This is a genomic window from Geodermatophilus ruber, from assembly GCF_900114385.1.
Taxonomy (GTDB): Bacteria; Actinomycetota; Actinomycetes; order Mycobacteriales; family Geodermatophilaceae; genus Geodermatophilus; species Geodermatophilus ruber.
On record NZ_FOSW01000003.1, the window covers coordinates 369,732 to 389,366 of the forward strand.

Sequence of the window (19,635 nt, forward strand, 5' to 3'; positions counted from 1 at the left end):
TCGGCCCTTCTTGCCACAGGTGGGCCCCTTCGAGAAAGGCCCATCCCGATCCTGCGAGCGTGACCGCCGATGTCCATCACGACACAGACGCGGCATGGTGCTCGGGGGATGAGTCAGGTGTCAACGACCGAACGTGCTCCCGTTCCGCCAGCCGCCGTCATGAGCGACGCCGCCCGCTGATCACCGTGCCGCGGTGACGCCCGAGCGGCCACGGCAAGTTCCCGACCGCACGTCAGGCGCCGCCGAACGCGGCCGACCGGTCCCCCCGCACCGGCGCGGACACGGTTCTGCGATGGTGACTGCTCCGAGGCGCACCTCGCCCAGACCACGCCCGAAGGCCGGCAGCGCCTGCGGAGTTAGCTGACGCGGCGATAGCGGATGTGGGTGGTCAGCGGAGAGTGAAGCACCTCGGCGGGTTCGAAGCCGAAGGATCCAACCCCGTCGAAGATGCGCTCGCCCGAACCGAGCAGGACCGGTGCGATGTCGAGGGTGAGCTCGTCGATCACGCCGGCGATCAGTGCCTGTCGGACGGTCGAGGCCCCACCGGCGATGTCCACGCCCTTGTCCCCGGCGGCCTGACACGCTGCGGAGTAGGCCGCGTCGAAGCCCTCGGTGACGAAGTGGAAGGTCGTCCCGCCCTCCATCTGGATCGGGTCATGTCCGTGATGGGTCAGCACGAACACCGGCGCGTGATACGGCGGTTCGGGGCCCCACCACCCGGTCCATGCCTCATCCCAGTCCCCGCGGATCGGACCGAACATGTTCCGACCCATCACATACGCGCCCCGCGGGCGCATGAGCCACTCGTTCGCGACCTTGTCGGCATCGTTGGCTCGCGGGTCGCCGATGTGCCAGCCGTGCAGCTCGCGCCCCCGCTTGCCCAGGGGGTCCTCGCGGCTCTGGTCCGGCCCGGCGACAAAGCCGTCCAGCGAGATCGACATGTGACACGTGGTGTCCGGCACCCCAACCTCCTGAGTGACTGCGACTTGCAAGCGGTCGTGCGGACGGTAGCGGGTGATGGCGAACCGCACGTGCTCCTCAGCGCGCTAGGAAATGGACCTATCGCGTCGATCTTGTTTGCCGTACTCAGCCAGACCTGAGTACGGCAAAGAGGGTGAGAGATGGGTCCGATGCGGTGGCCGCGACTCCTGTTCACTGCTCCAGCCAGGATCCTCCGGCGCTACGCGGTTCCGGTCGCGCCTTCCGCCTCGAACTCCAGCTCCACCTCGGAGCGGTCGAAGCCGAACGCGGTGATGACCTCATCAAGGCCGCCGCGGTGTCCGTCGTCCGTGACAGTCCGCAACGACATCAGGACCGCATCCACAGTCGGCACCCCGTCGTCCGCCATGCGGCCAACGTAGCGAAGAGGGCGCACGTCACCGAGGGCGTCGGCCTCGTCGACACCCTCGACGGCTCCGTCGCGCGGGTGCGCGCCGGCAGGTCCCAAAAGCCGTTGCACAGGCATCTACGCACCCGTCCTGGTCCGTTGCCTGACCCGTCTTGCTGGCCCGCCGGGATACGCGGATGATCTTGAGACGCGCCATGGACAGCGGTGCTCGGCCGATGAAGCCGCTCCGGTGTCCGGCTGCCGCGGAGCTCGTGTACGGCAGGTGATGGGTGAAGCACCGGGGCGTGAGCGGCGGCCGCAGGACCGACTTCTTCATCAGCCACGCCGGTATCCCGCGACCACGCAGCGAGTTGACAACGTACGCCTACTCGGATGGGTCATTCTGAGCTGAATTCGTTCCGCATTCCTTCAGGCGTCGACCGCTGGTGTCGATGAGTGTGCTGAACCGCCGCTCCGGCTGCGGTTGTTCACAAGCAACGCCGCAGAGGAGCAGTAGTTGAACGGCCTGCCCGTACTTGACCCCGTGCTCACGCCCCAGACGACCAATGGTCCTCCGATTCTCCTGGTGGACGACGAGGCGGCGATCCTGGGCGGGCTGCGCCGCCAGCTGCGACCGTGGTTCACGGTGCACACGGCCACCAGCGGCGCCGAAGCGCTGCAGTTGCTGGAGTCCCAGCCGGTCACGGTCGTGGTGTCGGACATGCGCATGCCCGAGATGGACGGGGCCACGTTCCTGTCGCACGTGCGCCAGCACGACCCGGACATCGTGCGCATCCTGTTGACCGGGAACGCCGACGCCGAGACCGCGATCACGGCAGTCAACGAGGGGCAGATCTACCGGTTCCTGACCAAGCCCTGCCCGCCCGAAGTCCTCGTGGCCGAGCTGGGCAGCGCGGTCGAGGTCCACCGGCTGGTGAGGGCAGAGAAGGAGCTGCTGCGGACGACGCTGCGCAAGACGGTGGCGTCGCTCACCGCGACGCTGTCCCTCGCCCAGCCGGCGCTGCTGGCCCGCGCCGTCCGGATCAACCGGATCGTGTCCGAGCTGGTGGAGGCCCTCGAGGTAGAGGAACCGTGGGAGATCGAGGTGACCTCGATGCTGACCCACCTGGGCGCGGTCACCCTCCCGCCGACCGTCCTGGCGAAGCTGGACGCCGGCCGGCCCCTGGATGAGGACGAGCGGGAGATGGACAGCCGGGTCATCGGCCTGAGCCGGGACCTGGTGGGGGACATCCCCCGGCTCGAGCGCGTTGCCGAGGCCATCGGCTGGCAGCGGGCCCGCTACGACGGCAAGGGAAACGGGCCAGGCGTCCCCGGCGGCGAGGACCTGCCCCTCGGGGCACGGATCCTGCGCGCCGCCGTGGACTTCGACGCCGGCATGAGCGTGCGGCGGTCGGTGCAGGACACCATCGCCGTCCTGCAGGCCGACGCCGGCGCCTACGACCCCCAGGTGCTCGAGGCCCTGATCCGCTGCCACGCCGTGGAGGAGGTCACCTCCCCGCCGCGGCCGGTGGACGTTTACGACCTCCAGGAAGGCATGGAGGTCTTCGACGACATCGTCACGATGTCCGGGGTGCTGCTGGTCGGGCGCGGGACGGTGGTCACCGAGGCGCTGATCCACCGTCTGGAGAACTACGCCGGCCGGGGCGAAGTCACCGGTGTCATCCGGGTGAAGGGCTAAGCGATCCCGTGTTCTCGCTGCTCGCCCCCGACGGGGGCACCCCGTCCGCGCCGTTGAAGGTCGATTTCCGCGCCATCCTGGACGCCTGCGCCGAAGGGGTCTACCTGGTCGACACGAGGGGGATCTGCCGATACGCCAATGCCGCGGTGGGTGAACTGCTGGGCCTGGCCGTGGCCGACCTGATCGGCTCGAACATCCACGAGGTCATCCACCACAGCCGCCCCGACGGCTCGCCCTTGCCCCGCGAAGAGTGCCCGATGTACCGGGTCGCGGCACTCGGCGGGGCGGCCCAGGCCGACGACGAGGTGCTGTGGCGGGCCGACGGCACGCCCGTCGCGGTCGATTACCGGTCCCGGCCGCTGCGCCTGAACGGGCAACTGGTCGGCGCCGTGGTGACGTTCACCGACGCCACCGAGCGGCGCTCGGCAGTGGCCGAGCTGGCCGGGATCCTGGCGACCGCCGGTGACGCCTTCGTCGGGATCGAGCACGACGGCGCCATCACCGGATGGAACGCCGCCGCGGAATCCCTCCTGGGCTGGACGGCGTCCGAGGCCATCGGCCGGCCCCTGGTGGAGACGATCGTGCCGGTGCGCCTCCGCGAGGAGTACGCGGCTCGGCTGCAGGCCTTGCACACCCTCGAAGAGGCGGACATGCCCGTCGGGCCGGTCGAGTTCACCGCCCAGAACAAGGCCGGGGGGGAGATCGCGATCGAGCTCACCATCGGACGCATGCCGTGGGCCGGGGCGTGGCGGTTCCACGCATTCCTCCGCGACGTCACTGAGCGCCGTGCCATGGCGTTGGCGCTGGAGACCTCCGAGATGTTGCACCGGCACCTGGCCGAGAACAGCGGCGACCTGATGAGCCGCCATCGTCCCGACGGCGAGCTCCTCTACGTCTCACCGGCCTCACTGGACGTCCTCGGGATCGCGCCGGACGAGCTGATCGTCCGCAACGGCCGCGAGCTCGTGCATCCCGATGACCTCGAGTGGATGGACCACATCGACGTCGACCAGATCGCCCCAGGAGAGCGTCTTGAGGTGACCTTCCGGCTGCGCCACCGTGACGGCCACTGGGTGTGGGTGGAGGCGGTCCTCTCCGTGCTGCGGGACAGCAGCGGCGCGGTCAGCGAGATCCAGATGAGCACCCGGGACATCACCGATCGCCAGGCCCGCGAGGCGGCGAGCCAGCAAGCATCCCGGCTGGAGTCGCTCGGCCGGCTCTCCGCCGGGCTGGCGCACGAGATCAACTCGCCCATCCAGTACGTGGGCGACAACGCGCGTTTCGTGGCCGGAGCCTACGAGGCCATGCACCGCCTGCTGTGCCAGTACCGGAAGCTCGCCGGCGCGGCGGGATCGAGCGGCTTCGAGGAGCATCTGGCGGCGGTCCGCGCACTCGAGGCGGCCCTCGACTTGGACTACCTGAAGGCGGAGGTCCCGATCGCCCTGGGGGAGACCCTGGAAGGCATCGAGCGGGTCGCGACCATCGTCCGGGCGATGAAGACCTTCAGCCACCCCGGAAGCAAGGAGCAGACGGCCGCGGACCTGAACGAGGCGCTGGCGGCGACGGTCACCGTGACCCGCGCCCAGGTCAGCGGCGTCGCCGACCTGCGCATGGAGCTGGCCGAGCTGCCGCCGGTGATATGCGACATCGCCGAGCTCAACCAGGCCTTCCTCAACCTGATCGTCAACGCCGCCGACGCCATCGAGGAAACCGGCCGGCGCGGGGTGATCAGCCTGTCCAGCGCCCTCGACGACGACGAACATGTGAGCGTCCGGATCAGCGACACCGGTGGCGGCATCCCCCACGATGTGCTGCCCAAGATCTTCGAGCCCTTCTTCACCACGAAGGACGTCGGCCGCGGCAGCGGTCAGGGACTGCCCCTGACCCGCGCGGTCGTCGAGGGGCACGGCGGGACGCTGACCGTCGATACCCGCCCCGGCTCAGGAACCACGTTCACGATCCGCCTGCCCGTCAGCGGGAGGCAGCAGACGGTGACGGCTGCATGAGCCCATCGACACGGTCGGATGAAGGCGTCCCGCCGGCACGGGAGCGCCGGCGGCCGGTGAGCCATCCCCGGCGATCCGCCGGCTGCTGGCGTCTGCCCGCCGCATCCTCGGCATGGACCGCGCCTTCCTCTCCCGGATCGACGACATCCACCAGGTGCTCACCGCCGTCGACCGCGCAGAGACCTCCGACAGCCGTGTGCTGCCGTTGACCGAAGGCGCCGTCATCGGCCCCGACCAGAGCTACTGCCAGCTGATGCGCAACGGTGACATCCCCGCGGCCGTGCCGGACGTGGCCCGCCACCCGTTGCTCGGGGACATGTTGGCCACAGCCGCGCTGGGAGCAGGCGCCTACTGCGGGGTACCCGTGCACCTGCCGGACGGCACCCTTTACGGCACCCTGAGCCGTGAGCGCGCACCACGACGGGACGGAGGTAGGGCCATGGTCCCCGTCCTGCTGAGCGGAGGACAGACGGTGAGTCGCCCGTACGCCGGTCGTCGGTCCTCGCGCGCTGCCGCCGAAGCGACTCCTGGCGCCGTGCAGTGAGCGCTCGAGGGAAGACTGCGGGCACCGTCGGCGGTGCGGACCTCCCTCACGACACCCGATCCGTGGACCGGGCGGCGCTCCTGGGCACGGCCCTGGCTGCGGTCGTGGCGCTCAGCTTCAGCGGCGAGGGCGAGTGGGACTGGCTGGGCGCAGGATCGGGGATCGCACTGCTCGTGGTGCTGGGGGCGTTCTTCCGCCTGCCTGCCGGCCGGCATGGCCTCACACCGGGGCTCCGGGGCGAGCTCGCGGCGGTCTCGGTGGTGGCCGCGCTCGCGGCCACACTCGTCATCGCACCCGTTCTCCAGGTCTTCCTGGCAGCGACGACCGACGACGGGCGCACGTGCCGCGCCAGTGCGGCGGTGGCGGCTGGTGCCCTGGAGAGCGATGGAACCCGGCAGCGTGGCGCCGAACTGGCCGTCTCCAGAGGAGATGCCGGTGTAGCGACCGCGACGGACGCCCTGTCGCGCGCCGCTCAGGACGAGCGGCGCACTGTGATGGGCAACTGCATCGGTGACCTGACCTCACGCTGGCTGTGGGCGCCCGCCGCAGGAATGGCCGCGGTCGGCTACACGTGTGCGTGGTGGCTGGTGCGGCGACGGCATGTCCGCGCCACCCGGGCTGAGGCCGCCAGAGCCCCTACCTCGCGGTGACCGAGCGCGCTGTCGCATGACCGCCGCAGCGAGCCGAGGCTCAGCACGGCCCACCAAGGCGAGAAGCCCGATCTATACCACTCCAGGGGACCCACCCCGGGGCGTGGACCGAGGGTCAGATCGCGCAGTAGCGGGTCCGCGGGTGGCTCCGGTAAGTTGCCCTCCCCGCCAAGCCTCTCGATACTCGACGGGAAGCAGGTGCAGTTCCACGAGGCGGAAGACGGCCGGTGTCCGGACCCGCTGCGCAGCCGGCCCAGCCACGAGCGAGGGGTCGCACGGACATGAGCACGATCGAGGGTGTGGGCGGACTTCAGATCAGCGGGGCGCGCCAGGACCGCCAGGACGAGGTCCTCACGCCGCAGGCCTTGGAGTTGATCGCCCGGCTGCACCGGGAGCTGAACCCCCGGCGGCTGGAGCTGCTCCAGGCCCGGCAGGAACGGGTGCGGGCGCTCGCCGACGGCGGGACGCTCCGTTTCCTCCCCGAGACCGCGCACATCCGCGACGACGACTCCTGGCAGGTCGCGCCGCCTGCAGCGGGCCTGATCGACCGGCGGGTGGAGATCACCGGCCCCACCGACCGCAAGATGACGATCAACGCGCTCAATTCCGGCGCCAAGGTGTGGCTCGCCGACCACGAGGACGCCAACACCCCCCTGTGGGAGAACGTCGTCGGTGGCCAGCTCAACCTCATGGACGCCATCGACCGGAAGATCGACTTCACCTCGGCCGAGGGGAAGAGCTACGCGTTGCGGCCCGACGAGGAGCTGCCGACGATCGTCGTCCGCCCGCGGGGCTGGCACCTGCCGGAGAAGCACATCACCGTGGACGGCGAGCCGACCTCGGGCAGCCTCGTCGACTTCGCCCTCTACCTGGCCACCAGCGGGCAGAAGCAGATCGACCGCGGGCAGGGCCCGTACTTCTACCTGCCGAAGATGGAGAGCCATCTCGAGGCCCGGCTCTGGAACGACGCGTTCAACCTGGCCCAGGACTTCCTCGGCATGCCCCGCGGCACCATCCGCGCCACCGTGCTGATCGAGACCTATCCCGCGGCGTTCGAGATGGAGGAGATCCTCTACGAACTGCGCGAGCACTCGGCCGGTCTCAACGCCGGCCGGTGGGACTACATGTTCAGCGTGATCAAGTCCTTCCGGACCCGCGGCGAGGAGTTCCTCCTGCCCGACCGCAACTCGGTCACCATGACCGTGCCGTTCATGCGCGCCTACACCGAGCTGCTGGTCCGCACCTGTCACAAGCGTGGCGCGCACGCGATCGGCGGCATGGCCGCGTTCATCCCGTCCAAGGACCCGGAGGTCAACGAGCAGGCGTTCGCGAAGGTCCGCGCCGACAAGGAGCGGGAGGCCAACGACGGCTTCGACGGCTCCTGGGTGGCCCACCCCGGCATGGTCGACCTCTGCAAGGAGGTCTTCACCGAGGTACTCGGCGACCGGCCCAACCAGCTGGACCGCACGCGCGAGGACGTGCAGGTCACCGCCGAGCAGCTGCTCGACGTCCGGTCGACGCCGGGTGAGATCACCGAGGCCGGGTTGCGCAGCAACGTCAGCGTCGGCATCCAGTACCTGGAGTCCTGGCTGCGCGGCTCGGGGGCGGTCGGGATCAACAACCTCATGGAGGACGCCGCCACCGCCGAGATCTCCCGCAGCCAGGTCTGGCAGTGGCTGCACAACGGCGTCCGCCTGGCCGACGGCACGCCGGTGACCCGCGAGCACGTCGAGCAGGTCATCGCCGAGGAGATGGACGCCATCCGCCAGTCCCGCGGCGACTCCTTCGGCGCCGGCCGGTGGGACGACGCCCGGGCGCTGTTCACCGAGATGGCGCTGGCCGACGAGTACCCCGACTTCCTCACCCTGCCCGCCTACGAACGCATGCCCTGACAGCGCCGAAGACGTCGGCCGACCGGAGGTGCGGACATGAGCGTCACGCACGGCACGGAGAGCACCGCGGGGCCGGTCCTCGGCCCCGTCCCCCCGGAGGCGACCGAGGCGACGGGTGGCTCCGGGCCCGCCCCGGCCGCCATGGCCGCGGTGATCGACGCGGCCCGGGCCGTGCTGCCGCCGGACTCGCTGATCGAGGACCACATCCGGCTGCGCACCTACGAGTGCGACGGACTGGCCCACTACCGGGTCACCCCCGCACTCGTGGTGCTGCCGGAGACCGCCGAGCAGGTGGCCGCCGTCGTCCGGGCCTGCTCCGAGCACGGCGTCCCGTTCGTCGCGCGCGGTTCGGGCACCGGCCTGTCCGGCGGCGCGCTCCCCCGGGCCGACGGCGTCCTGATCGTCACCTCCAAGATGCGTGCGATCCGCGAGATCCGCGCCGAGGACCAGCGGGCCGTCGTCGAACCCGGCGTGATCAACCTCGACGTCACCCGCGCGGCCACCCCGGCCGGGTACTACTACGCCCCCGACCCGAGCAGCCAGCAGATCTGCTCCATCGGGGGCAACCTGGCCGAGAACTCCGGCGGCGCGCACTGCCTCAAGTACGGCTTCACCACCAACCACGTCATGGGTGCGCAGTTCGTGACGCCCCAGGGCGGGATCGTGGAGCTCGGTGGCCTCGCCCCCGACGCCCCCGGGTACGACCTGCTGGGCGCGGTCGTCGGCTCCGAGGGCACGCTCGGCATCGCGACCGCGGTGACGGTCCGCCTCGTCCGGCTGCCCGAGGACGTGCGGACCCTGCTGGCCGGGTTCCGGTCCACCGACGACGCCGGGGCGGCGACCTCGGCGATCATCGGCGCCGGCATCGTCCCGGCCGCGATCGAGATGATGGACGCCCTGGCCATCGAGGCGGCCGAGGCGGCCACGCACTGCGACTACCCCGCCGGGGCGGGCGCGGTGCTGGTCGTCGAGATCGACGGGGCCCGCGCGGAGGTCGAGCACGAGCTGGCCGAGGTCGAGCGGCTCTGCCGGGAGAACGGCGCGTTCGAGATGCGGGTGGCCACCGACCCGGCCGAGCGTGCGCTGATCTGGAAGGGCCGCAAGTCGGCGTTCGCCGCGGTGGGCCGGATCAGCCCCGACTACATCGTCCAGGACGGTGTCATCCCGCGGACGGCGCTGCCGGAGGTGCTGCGCGCGATCGCGGAGCTGTCCTCGTCCTCCGGCGTCCGCGTGGCCAACGTGTTCCACGCCGGCGACGGGAACCTGCATCCGCTGGTGCTCTTCGACGACGCGGTCGAAGGCGCCGGGGAGGCCGCCGAGAAGGTGAGCGGCGCGATCCTCGACCTCTGCATCTCGCACGGCGGTTCGATCACCGGAGAGCACGGGGTCGGCATCGACAAGGCCGCCTACATGCCGCGGATGTTCTCCGCCGAGGACCTCGACACGATGCAGCTGGTCCGCTGCGCGTTCGACCCGGGCGGCGTGGCCAACCCCGGCAAGGTCTTCCCGACCCCGCGGCTGTGCGGCGAGGTGCCCGGCAGGCGGCGGGGCGCCCACCCGCTGGTCGAGGCCGGTCTGGCGGAGGCGTTCTGATGTCGGCGCCGGCCCTCGACGTGGGCGCGGCCCGCACCGCGCTGGCCGCGGCCTGCGACGACGTCGCCGAGGCCGGGCCGGCCGACGCGGTCGACGGCGTCGCCACCGCGCTCGTGGCGCGGCCGGCGTCGACCGCGGAGGTCGCCGAGGTGCTGCGGGCGGCGGCCGCCGCGGGGCTCACGGTGGTCGCCCGCGGCGCCGGCACGAAGCTCACGTGGGGCCGGCCGCCCGAACGCGCCGATCTGGTCGTCGACCTCGCCCGCCTGGCGGCCGTCCAGGACCACGCGGCCGGCGACCTCATCGTCGACGTGCAGGCCGGGACGCCGCTGGCCGCCGTCCAGGAAGCCGTGGCCTCGGCCGGCCAGCGGCTGGCACTCGACGACCCGCTGGGCGGGGCCACGGTCGGCGGGACGCTGGCCACCAACCTGAGCGGGCCGCGGCGGGTGGCCTTCGGCACCGCGCGCGACCTGCTCATCGGGGTGACGCTGGTCCGGGCCGACGGCGTGGTCGCCAAGGCCGGCGGCCGCGTCGTCAAGAACGTGGCCGGCTACGACCTCGGCAAGCTGATCGTCGGGTCGTTCGGCACGCTCGGCGTCGTCACCGAGGCCGTGTTCCGGCTGCACCCCCTGCCTGCCGCGCGCCGCCTGGTGACCGCTCGCTTCGACCGCCCCGAGGAGGCGCAGCGACTGGTCCAGGGGGTGCTCTCCGGCCAGGTCGTGCCGGCCGCCGTGGAGGTCGACTGGCCGGCCGAGGGGCCGGGCACCGTGAGCGTGCTGCTCGAGGGGATCGAGGCCGGGGTGGCGGGGCGCACGGCGACCACCCGGCAGCTGCTCGGTGCCGGCGCCGAGGAGGGCGACCTCACCGACGGTTGGGGCGCCTTCCCGTGGGCGGGGGCAGCCCGCCGGGCCACCGCCTTCAAGACCACGTTTGCGCTCTCCGGCCTCGCCCGGGTGCTCGCGACCGCCCGGACGGCGGCCGCGGAGGCGGGGGTCCCCCTCGAGCTGCGCGGATCAGCCGGTGCCGGCGTCCTGTACGGCGCACTGCCCGCCGATGCCGGGCCGTCCGCCGTCGGGAGCGTGGTGGCGCGGCTGCGGGCCGAGTGCTCCGCGCTCGGCGGTGCGCTCGTCATCCTGGACGCGCCGGCCGAGGTCAAGGCCGCCGTCGACACCTGGGGCCCCGTGCCCGCCCTGGACCTGATGCACCGCGTGAAGGAGCAGTTCGACCCGGAACGCCGGCTGGCGCCCGGGCGGTTCGTGGGAGGCATCTGATGACGACGACGCCGGAGCGCACCGGGCCGGTGCCCCTGGGGATGCCCGTGCAGGCAGCCTTCGACGACCACCGGCCGCCGTCGGCGGAGCTGGTCGGCGACTGCGTCCACTGCGGCTTCTGCCTGCCGACCTGTCCCACGTACACGCTGTGGGGCGAGGAGATGGACTCCCCCCGCGGGCGCGTCTACCTGATGAAGTCGGGGCTCGAGGGCGAGCCGATGACCGACGCGATGGTGCAGCACTTCGACGCCTGCCTGGGCTGCATGGCCTGCGTGACGGCCTGCCCCTCGGGTGTCCAGTACGACCGGCTGATCGAAGCCACCCGCGCGCAGGTGGAACGCCGGCACGACCGGCCGCGCAGCGACAGGGCGCTGCGGGCGACGATCTTCGCCCTGTTCCCGCACAAGCGTCGGCTGCGGCTGATGCGCGGGCCGCTGCGCGCCTACCAGGCCACCGGCCTGCAGCGTCTGGTGCGGCGCAGCCGCGCCCTGGAGCGCATCGCGCCCCGGCTGGCCGCGATGGCCGACCTCGCGCCGCCGCTGACCAGACCGGAGCGGCTGCCAGGCCGGATCCCCGCGCTCGGGCGGCGACGGGCCGTGGTCGGTCTGCTCACCGGGTGCGTGCAGGGGGAATTCTTCCCCGGGGTCAACGCCGCGACGGCGCGAGTGCTGGCCGCCGAGGGCTGCGACGTCATCGTGCCCCCACGCCAGGGCTGCTGCGGCGCCCTCTCGGTGCACAACGGCCGGGAGGAGGAGGCGAAGCGCTACGCCCGGCGCACGATCGACGTCTTCGAGGCCGCCGGGGTGGACGCGGTCGTGGTGAACGCGGCCGGGTGCGGGTCGAGCATGAAGGAGTACGCCGACCTGCTCGCGGACGACCCCGGCTACGCCGAGCGGGCCCGCGCGTTCGCCGGCCGCGTGCGCGACGTCTCCGAGTTCCTGGCGGAGCTGGGTCCGGTGGCCGAGCGCCACCCCCTCGAGGTGAGCGTGGCCTACCACGACGCCTGCCACCTCGGGCACGCCCAGGGCGTGCGCGCCCAGCCCCGCGCCCTCCTGCGGGACATCCCCGGACTCCAGCTGCGGGAGATCCCCGAGGCCGAGCTGTGCTGCGGCTCGGCCGGCATCTGGAACGTCCTCTTCCCCGAGCCCGCCCGGGAGCTCGGCGACCGCAAGGCCCGCAACATCGCCTCGACCGGCGCCTCGCTGCTGGTCACGGCCAACCCCGGGTGCCTGATGCAGGTGGCGTCGGCACTGCAACGGCAGGGCGCGCGGATCGCCATGGCCCACACGATCGAGGTGCTCGACGCGTCGATCCGCGGCCTGCCCGTCTCCGCGCTCGCCGTCCCCTGACGTCATCCGCCGAGTACGTCCCGCCGCACCAGTCCGCCGGGCGGGCCTCCGCCGGGCGGGCCTCCGCCGGGACCTCAACGCCGAGGAGAGCGCGTGTTCGAGCAGGTGAAGAACCCCGTCGCGGGATCACTCGCACTGAGCGCCCTGTGCGCCGCCGTCCCCCTGATCACCCTGTTCGTGCTCCTGGGAGTGCTCCGGATCAAGGCCTGGCTGGCCGGCCTGATCTCCCTGGGGGTGGCCCTGGTCATGGCGATCGTGGCCTTCCGCATGCCGGTGGGGCAGGCCCTGCTCTCCGCCACGGAGGGTGCGGCCTTCGGCTTCTTCCCGATCCTCTGGATCGTCATCAACGCCATCTGGGTCTACAACCTGACCGTCGCCACCGGGCACTTCGACGTCCTGCGGCGCTCGTTCGAGAAGGTCAGCCCCGACCAGCGGATCCAGGCGATCATCATCGCGTTCTGCTTCGGCGCGCTGCTCGAGGCGCTGGCCGGCTTCGGCACGCCGGTGGCCATCACCGTCGTCATGCTGATGGCCCTGGGCTTCCAGCCGATCAAGGCGGCGGCCGTGGCGCTCATCGCCAACACCGCACCGGTCGCCTTCGGGGCCCTGGCGACGCCGATCGTGACGCTGGCGACCGTGACGTCCGGGGTCAACGACGACGCCCGCCTGACCGTGGACACCCTCGGCGCCATGGTGGGGCGGCAGACCCCGATCCTCGCCGCGGTCGTCCCGCTGGTCCTCGTGTTCGTCGTGGACGGCCGGCGCGGGCTCCGGGAGACCTGGCTGCCCGCCCTGACGGCGGGCATCTCCTTCGGGCTGGCGCAGTACGTCGCCGCCAACTTCATCTCGGTGCCCCTGACCGACATCATCGCGGCGCTGGTGTCGGCGGCCGCGGTGGTCGCGGTCGTCCGCCTGCGCCGCGGGGTGCCCGCCGGGGCGGCTGCACCCGTGACGACCTCCGCGGCGGCGGGCGGGCGTGGGACGGCCCCCGGCCGGCCCGGGGCCACGGCCGGTGAGGAGCTGGGAGACGCGCCGGGGCGCCAGGATCGACGCGACGACGCCGCCCCGGCGAGCAGGGCGGGCTCGGGCACCGGGGACGCCGTCGAGGACAGCCGTGCGGAGGTCGTGAAGGCCTACGCCCCCTACGGGATCATCATCGTGATCTTCGCGCTGGCGAACCTGGGCCCGGTGAAGGCGGCCCTGGCCGAGGAGCCCTGGACCTACGTCTTCCAGTGGCCCGGGCTGAACGTCTTCGCCGCAGGTTCGGACGAGGAGGTCGCCTCGACCACGTACATGTTCAACTGGCTGCCGGCCGCGGGCACGTTGATGATCCTCGCCGGCATCCTGACCGCGCTGGTCCTGCGGATCTCGCCCAGGAGGGCTCTGCGCGCCTACGCCGAGACCTACGTCGAGCTGCGCTGGGCCATCGCGACCGTCATGGCCGTGCTCGCGCTGGCCTACGTCATGAACCAGTCCGGCCAGACCGGGACGCTGGGCGCGGCCCTGGCCCAGACCGGGTCCTTCTTCGTCTTCCTCTCCCCCATCCTCGGCTGGATCGGCGTGGCGGTGACCGGTTCGGACACCTCGGCCAACGCCCTCTTCGGCGCCCTGCAGGTGCAGACGGCGGCCGGCGCGGGCCTGGACCCCGTGCTGCTGGCGGCCGCCAACTCCTCCGGCGGTGTCCTGGGCAAGATGGTCAGCCCGCAGAACCTGGCCATCGCCGCGGCCGCGGTCGGCATGGCCGGCCGGGAGGGCGACCTGTTCCGCAAGGTGTTCGGCTGGAGCATCGGGCTCCTGCTGCTCATGTGTGTGATCGTCGTGCTGCAGGCGTCGCCGGTGCTCAGCTGGATGGTGCCCTGACCGCCCTCGAGACCGCCGGGGCGGAAACGACGGCCGCGGTCCATCCACGCCCCGCCGGCCGGCCCGAGCGACCAACGACGGTCATCGTCGGCCGGCGTGGACCGCGGGTGATCGTGCTCGGGCGTCGTCGGTGAGGGACGCCGGCCCGGATGACGCGCGTCGGGCGGGTCGGCGGCGGGCGCGGGGACCGCCGCCGACCCGGTGGAGAGGTCAGCGGTGCAGGATGCCGCCGTTGACGCTGATCGTCTGGCCGGTGACCCACCGGCTGTCGTCGGAGAGCAGGAAGGCGACCACCCCCACCATGTCCTCCGGTCCGGCGTCGCGGTGCAGGGCCTGGGCCGCGTGCATCGACTTCTTCTGCTCGGGCGTGACGGTGCCGCGCGGGACCTCCGTGTAGGTCGCCCCCGGCGAGAGGGAGTTGACCCGGATGTCGTCGCCGCCGAGCTCGTGGGCCATCGAGTGCGTCATGCCGGCGACGCCGGCCTTGCTCGCGATGTAGTGCAGATAGCCGGGCCGGCCCAGCCACACGGCGTCGGAGCCCACGTTGACCACGCTGGCACCGTGCGCCGCACGCAGCGCCGGCAGGAGGGCGCTGGTCACCAGCCAGGGCCCGCGCAGGTTGACCGCCATGAGCCGGTCCCACTCCTCGACCGGGATCTCCCAGAACGGCCGCATGGTGATCGTGGAGAAGATCGCGGCGTTGTTCACCAGGCCGTGGACGGCGCCGAACTCCTCGACAACGGCCTCGGCGAGCCGGGCGCACGAGGCCGGGTCGGACACGTCGAGCCGACGGGCCCGCGCGGTCCCGCCCGCCTCCCCGATCTCAGCGGCGACCTTCTCCACCGCCTGCTCGTTGACATCGGCAAGGACGACGATGCCGCCGTCCTCGGCGATCCGGTGGGCGTAGGCCCGCCCCAGGCCCTGCCCCGCCCCGGTGACGACGACGGCGCGGCCGTCCAGGCGGCTCACCGGCCCACCGCCAGGTTCCGCGTGCGGAACGACGGCTCGTCGGCCGGCACGATCTCCGCCTGCAGCTGGGTCAGGCACCCCCGGCAGAAGGTCAGCCGGAGCACCACCCGCCGGTCCGTGAAGTGCGCCGGCTCGGCGCGCACGGACGGACCCGCGTCCTGCGGGTCCCGTTCCCGCACGAGCGCGTCCCGCAGCGGCTCGGCCGCCACACCCACGGCGGTACCGCAGTGCCGGCAGGCGACCGCGCCGTCGGGTCGCTGCTCCAGGTTGTCGTCGATGTGCACGGTCATGCCGGGACCTCCTCGTTCTCCAGACCGGCCCGGCGGCGCCGCAGCGCCGCTCTCCGGTCTCGTGTCGCCGCCTCGACGACGTGGCCGTGCTCGTCGAAGGCCACGCCGTAGACCTCCTCCGCACCGCGCCGCGACACCTTGTGCGCGGCGACGTCGGCCGCGACCGCCGCCGGGTCGCGCAGCAGCGGGTCGCCGTAGCCACCTCCGCCCTGCCAGTGCGTGTAGTAGACGTCGTCCGGTCCCATGCCGGTCTCGAGGTGCACGGGGACCAGTTCTCGCTCGCCGCCCACCTCGTCGAGGGAGGTGGGGATGCGGCCCTGTGCCAAGGCGTCCCGGATCGCGGTGCTCCGCAGCAGGACGTCGTACTGCGTGCCGGCCGGCAGACCCCCCGACACCCCGGGGGCCAGGGGCAGCGCCTTGCCGGGAGCCGACACCACCAGGTGGACGCCGCCGACGGGGCTGTCGTACGGGATGAAGCAACTGGAGGCCCCCACGCCGCCGCGGAAGCGGCCCGCTCCCCCGGAATCGGGCTCCTCCCGGCGCCAGAGGTAGAGCATCGGGAAGGCGAACTCGTTCATCTCGACGTCGGCGACACGGCCCATCGGGATGACCGCCAGCCCGCCGGTGTCCACACCGTCGGAGTCGGCGCGGGCGCCGAGGCCGCCGGCCATCGAGTCACAGAGCATGGTGACGAAACCGCCGCCGCGCTGGTCGACGCCGGCGAGCAGGGCGAAGTCCCACGTCCCGCAGCAGGCGCTCATCAGCCGCTGGCGGTGCTCGGGGTGGGAGTCGAGCAGACCGGCCAGGCACTCCGTCGTCACGTTGGTGGTCGCCCAGGCGGAGGCCACCGAGGCCTTGCCGATGCCCGCCGGGAAGGTGCAGTTGTTGATCGTGCCCGGCTCGCTGACGATGTCCAGGCACCGGGCGATGCCGCCAGGCGCCCACGGGATGTCGCCGCAGAGCATGGTCAGGACCACCGGCATGATTCCGCCGCGCAGCCCGGTGTACGTGCAGTTGATCAACCCGTCGACCTGCGGATCAGTGCCGGTGAAGTCGAAGGTCAGCCGGTCTCCGGTCTTGGTCAGGTTGAGGACGATCTTGTAGATCTCACGGTCACCGGCGCGGGCCGAGTCCTGGTGCGCCACGGAGCTCCACGACCCGTCGGGCAGCTCGCGCAGCTTGGCCCGCAGCCGAGCCTCGGCGTCGTCCATCGTCCGGCGCATGACCGCCTTGACCGTCGCGGCGCCGTACTTCTGGCACAGCGCGCGCAATCGCTCGTGCGCCACGTTGTTGGCGCCGATCTTCGCCCGCAGATCGAGCGCGACCAGCCGCGGCACCCGCGAGCGGCGCAGGTAGACGTCCTCGATGTCGTCGCGGATCTCGCCACCCTCGACGATCTTCACCGGGGGGATCGGCGTGGACTCCCAGAAGACGTCGGTCCCGGCCACCGACCAGCTGCCCGGAGAGACGCCGCCGAGGTCGACCTGGTGGGCGACAGCGCCGGTCCAGCAGAAGATCTCGCCGTCGACGAACAGCGGGGCGAACAGGCTCACGTCGTTCTGGTGCAGCCCACCGCCGACCCAGGGGTCGTTGCACAGGAACATGTCGCCCGGGCCGATTCCAGGCCGCCGACAGCGGTTGCGCAGGGTCCAGTTCACGGCCATGTCGAGCGAGGCGGCCAGTTGCGTGTTGTACAGACCGACCTGCACCACCTCGCCGACCTCGTCCATGATCGCGGCGTCGAAGTCGTTGCAGTCGGTGACCACCACGGAGCCGGACATGCGCTTGAGCGCCTCCCCCATCTCCTCGGTGATCGAGGTGAGGCGGTGGCGGATGACCTCGTAGGTGAGCGGGTCGACGGCCTCGACCGCGGCCGCGTCGACGTCGTGCAGCCGGACGGCGTCGCTGACCGCGCGGCGGGTCTCCGCCGGCGAGACCGGGCGGTTGGCGAACTCCTCGGAGCCGGCAACGGGGATCACGGGCATCTGGGTCTCCGATCAGGCCTGCGTGTAGCGGATGACGAGGTTGCCGAGGTGGTCGACGCGACCGACGCAGCCCTCGGGGAGCGCGACGGTGGTCGTCGGGGCCTCGACCACGGCGGGGCCCTTGAGCTCGTGGCCGGCGGCCAGGTCGCGGTAGTCGTAGATCGCGGCGTCCTGCCAGCCGTGCCGGGGGTCGAGGAAGACCCTGCGGCTGCTGGTCGGCCGCGGATCCCCCTCGGCCGGCGGGACCTCGGCCAGCCGCGGGCGGATGGACAGCCCGCCGACCGCGCGCGTGCGGTAGGTGATCAGCTGCAGGCCGGCCTCGGAGAAGCCGGCCCCCTTGCCGTAGAGCCGCTCGTAGAGCTCGCCGAAGGCTGCGCCGACCGTCTCGAGGCCGGCCTCGTCGAGCTCCTCGGACGGCACGGGCGTCTCGACCTCGGCCAGCTGCATCGTGTAGCGGATGTCGGCCTCATTGCGGTATCCGACGCTGGCGAACTTCAGGCCCTGCTCCGACAGCTGCGCATCCAACTCCCGCCGGAGCTGCCCGAACGCGGCGTTGAACGTCTCCGGCGGCGGCGGGAAGTTGGTCGGCGAGGACAGTTCCGCGGTCAGCACGATGTCGGAGGCAGCGAGCCCGTACGCGGAGAACACCGCCGCGGTCGGGCCGAGCGGCACGACCACCTCGCCGATCTCCAGGTCGGCGGCGTAACTGGCGCAGTGCATCGGGGCGGCGCCGCCGAAGGCGTAGAGCACGAAGTCGCGGGGGTCCTGGCCGGAGGTGACGACGACCTTGCGGACCAGGTCCGCGGTCTGGGCGTTCTGGATCGCGTAGACCGCCGCGGCTGCGTCGTCCATCGACATGCCGAGCGGCTCGGCGATGTGCGTGCGCACCGCCTCCTCGGCCAGCTCCCGCGACAACTTCTTCCGGCCACCGAGGAAGTTGTCGGGGTTGATGATGCCCAGCAGGAGGTCGACGTCGGTGACCGTCGGCTCGGTGCCCCCCTCGCCGTAGCAGGCCGGCCCGGGCCGCGCGCCGGCGCTGCGCGGGCCGACGCGCAGGTTGTGGCCGGCGTCGAGCCAGGCGATCGCCCCGCCCCCGGCGCCGATGGTGTGGACGTCGACCATGGGCACGCTGAGCTGATACTGGTTGAGCACCGTCGAGGTGGTCGAGACCGGCTCTCCGTCGACCACCAGGCCTGCGAGGAACGTCGTGCCGCCCATGTCGGTGGAGATGACGTTGCGGTGGCCGAGCTCGCCGGCCAGCCGCATGCACCCCACGACTCCGCCGGTGAGGACCGACCCGATCGTGGTGATCGCCCGGGCCGGCGCGGCCCCCGAGTCGACGCACCCGCCGGACCCCTGCATCACCAGCAGGGAGCCCGAGAAGCCGCGGGCGCGCAGCTCGGCTTCCAGCGGTTGCAGGTAGTCCCGCAGCCGCGGGCCGACCTGCGTGTTCATGATCGTGGTCGCGCTGCGGGCGTACTCGCGGATGCGAGGGCTGACGTCGCTGGAGAGCGCGACGTACAGGCCGGCGGCCTCCTCGGCGATGATCTCGCCCACGCGCTGCTCGTGCGCCGGGTTGCGGAAGCTCCACAGCAGGCTGACCGCGATCGCCTGTGCCCCGGCGTCGACCAGCTCCCGGACCGCGCGCCGGGCACCCTCCTCGTCCAGCGGTACCACCACGGCGCCCTTGTGGTCGACGCGCTCGTCGATCTCCCTGATGAGCTGCGGCGGGACCAGGGCGGCCGGCTTGTTGGTGCGCACCATGTCCTGCACCTCGTCCGCCCCCAGCCCGGCGTACCGGCCCTCGAGGTTCATGATCGAGATCGAGTCGGCGTGCCCACGCGTGGTGAGGAACCCGACCGTGGCCACGTCGCCGGTGACGAGCGCGTTCAGCGTCGACGTCGTCCCATGGACGATGTAGTCGGTGTCCGCGAGCAGCGAGCGGGTGTCGGTCTCGAGCGCGGCGGCAAGCTCGTCGAGCACCGCCAGGAAGCCCTGGGAGAAGTCTGGCGGCGTCGACGGGGTCTTCACCCCGGCCACCCGTCCTGTCTCGTCCGCCGCGAACGCGTCGGTGAACGTGCCGCCGATGTCGATCCCGATGACGTGTGCCATGGCGCCCCCTGGGCTGAAGTGGCCTGACCTCGCGGAAATGAGCAGTGGCCCACGTGATGTGACGCGGGCCACTGCACTGAAGCAGAACGCC

The 19,635-nt window shown here is 72.1% G+C and carries 15 protein-coding genes; 9 read left to right on the top strand and 6 right to left on the bottom strand.

Annotated features, from left to right (window positions below; translation table 11 throughout):
• Window positions 1-356: 356 nt before the first annotated feature.
• A complete protein-coding gene (locus BMZ50_RS06820; RefSeq protein ID WP_245753425.1) occupies window positions 357-1,031 on the bottom strand; it encodes a dihydrofolate reductase family protein in 675 nt (224 codons plus the stop codon).
• A 149-nt stretch (window positions 1,032-1,180) separates the two neighbouring features.
• Window positions 1,181-1,348, bottom strand: a complete 168-nt coding sequence (locus tag BMZ50_RS24095; protein ID WP_177212684.1) for a hypothetical protein — start codon at window positions 1,346-1,348, stop codon at window positions 1,181-1,183.
• 565 nt (window positions 1,349-1,913) lie between these two features.
• On the opposite strand from BMZ50_RS24095, the gene BMZ50_RS06830 reads away from it, so the two are divergent.
• The 9 genes from BMZ50_RS06830 (at window position 1,914) to BMZ50_RS06870 (ending at window position 14,188) form a co-directional block, all read left to right on the top strand.
• Window positions 1,914-3,026, top strand: a complete 1,113-nt coding sequence (locus BMZ50_RS06830) for an HD domain-containing phosphohydrolase (protein ID WP_177212685.1) — start codon at window positions 1,914-1,916, stop codon at window positions 3,024-3,026.
• A gap of 8 nt (window positions 3,027-3,034) precedes the next feature.
• A complete protein-coding gene (locus tag BMZ50_RS06835) occupies window positions 3,035-5,032 on the top strand; it encodes a PAS domain-containing sensor histidine kinase (RefSeq protein ID WP_091322538.1) in 1,998 nt (665 codons plus the stop codon).
• Between the two features lie 82 nt (window positions 5,033-5,114).
• Window positions 5,115-5,576 carry a GAF domain-containing protein gene (locus tag BMZ50_RS06840; RefSeq protein WP_342708017.1) on the top strand — a complete coding sequence of 154 codons (462 nt, stop codon included), beginning with the start codon at window positions 5,115-5,117 and terminating at the stop codon, window positions 5,574-5,576.
• A gap of 62 nt (window positions 5,577-5,638) precedes the next feature.
• Complete coding sequence (locus tag BMZ50_RS06845) at window positions 5,639-6,226, top strand: hypothetical protein (protein ID WP_091322540.1); 588 nt, start codon at window positions 5,639-5,641, stop codon at window positions 6,224-6,226.
• A gap of 281 nt (window positions 6,227-6,507) precedes the next feature.
• On the top strand, window positions 6,508-8,118 hold the full coding sequence (gene aceB / locus BMZ50_RS06850) for a malate synthase A (RefSeq protein WP_091322541.1): 1,611 nt from the start codon (window positions 6,508-6,510) through the stop codon (window positions 8,116-8,118).
• Window positions 8,119-8,154: 36 nt separating this feature from the next.
• The gene (locus BMZ50_RS06855; RefSeq protein ID WP_177212686.1) at window positions 8,155-9,711 is read left to right on the top strand and encodes an FAD-linked oxidase C-terminal domain-containing protein; all 1,557 of its coding nucleotides are present in this window, start codon (window positions 8,155-8,157) and stop codon (window positions 9,709-9,711) included.
• Window positions 9,711-10,979 carry an FAD-binding oxidoreductase gene (locus tag BMZ50_RS06860; protein ID WP_091322542.1) on the top strand — a complete coding sequence of 423 codons (1,269 nt, stop codon included), beginning with the start codon at window positions 9,711-9,713 and terminating at the stop codon, window positions 10,977-10,979. Before BMZ50_RS06855 ends, BMZ50_RS06860 begins: the two co-directional genes overlap by 1 nt.
• Window positions 10,979-12,328, top strand: coding sequence for a glycolate oxidase subunit GlcF (gene glcF, locus BMZ50_RS06865; RefSeq protein WP_177212687.1), 1,350 nt, complete (start codon window positions 10,979-10,981; stop codon window positions 12,326-12,328). The genes BMZ50_RS06860 and glcF overlap by 1 nt, the downstream gene beginning before the upstream one ends.
• Window positions 12,329-12,421: 93 nt before the next feature.
• Window positions 12,422-14,188, top strand: coding sequence for an L-lactate permease (locus tag BMZ50_RS06870; RefSeq protein WP_091322543.1), 1,767 nt, complete (start codon window positions 12,422-12,424; stop codon window positions 14,186-14,188).
• Between the two features lie 210 nt (window positions 14,189-14,398).
• Here the strand turns inward: BMZ50_RS06870 and BMZ50_RS06875 are convergent, their stop codons facing one another.
• Genes BMZ50_RS06875 through BMZ50_RS06885 form a run of 4 tightly spaced genes read right to left on the bottom strand, consistent with a single transcriptional unit; the run spans window position 14,399 to window position 19,544 of the window.
• Window positions 14,399-15,157 carry an SDR family NAD(P)-dependent oxidoreductase gene (locus BMZ50_RS06875; RefSeq protein ID WP_091322544.1) on the bottom strand — a complete coding sequence of 253 codons (759 nt, stop codon included), beginning with the start codon at window positions 15,155-15,157 and terminating at the stop codon, window positions 14,399-14,401.
• Window positions 15,154-15,447, bottom strand: coding sequence for a hypothetical protein (locus BMZ50_RS24485; protein ID WP_218146130.1), 294 nt, complete (start codon window positions 15,445-15,447; stop codon window positions 15,154-15,156). Before BMZ50_RS24485 ends, BMZ50_RS06875 begins: the two co-directional genes overlap by 4 nt.
• Window positions 15,444-17,432, bottom strand: coding sequence for a hydantoinase B/oxoprolinase family protein (locus BMZ50_RS06880; protein ID WP_218146131.1), 1,989 nt, complete (start codon window positions 17,430-17,432; stop codon window positions 15,444-15,446). Before BMZ50_RS06880 ends, BMZ50_RS24485 begins: the two co-directional genes overlap by 4 nt.
• A gap of 12 nt (window positions 17,433-17,444) precedes the next feature.
• Entirely contained in the window at window positions 17,445-19,544 is a 2,100-nt protein-coding gene (locus BMZ50_RS06885) for a hydantoinase/oxoprolinase family protein (protein WP_091322545.1), read from the bottom strand.
• Window positions 19,545-19,635 lie beyond the last annotated feature (91 nt).

Excerpts from the sequence above, each read along its gene's own strand:
- BMZ50_RS06885 (WP_091322545.1), bottom strand. The coding sequence starts at position 19,544 with ATGGCACACGTCATCGGGATCGACATCGGCGGCACGTTCACCGACGCG.
- BMZ50_RS06855 (WP_177212686.1), top strand. The coding sequence starts at position 8,155 with ATGAGCGTCACGCACGGCACGGAGAGCACCGCGGGGCCGGTCCTCGGC.
- BMZ50_RS24095 (WP_177212684.1), bottom strand. The coding sequence starts at position 1,348 with ATGGCGGACGACGGGGTGCCGACTGTGGATGCGGTCCTGATGTCGTTG.
- BMZ50_RS06860 (WP_091322542.1), top strand. The coding sequence starts at position 9,711 with ATGTCGGCGCCGGCCCTCGACGTGGGCGCGGCCCGCACCGCGCTGGCC.
- aceB (WP_091322541.1), top strand. The coding sequence starts at position 6,508 with ATGAGCACGATCGAGGGTGTGGGCGGACTTCAGATCAGCGGGGCGCGC.
- glcF (WP_177212687.1), top strand. The coding sequence starts at position 10,979 with ATGACGACGACGCCGGAGCGCACCGGGCCGGTGCCCCTGGGGATGCCC.
- BMZ50_RS06880 (WP_218146131.1), bottom strand. The coding sequence starts at position 17,432 with ATGCCCGTGATCCCCGTTGCCGGCTCCGAGGAGTTCGCCAACCGCCCG.
- BMZ50_RS24485 (WP_218146130.1), bottom strand. The coding sequence starts at position 15,447 with ATGACCGTGCACATCGACGACAACCTGGAGCAGCGACCCGACGGCGCG.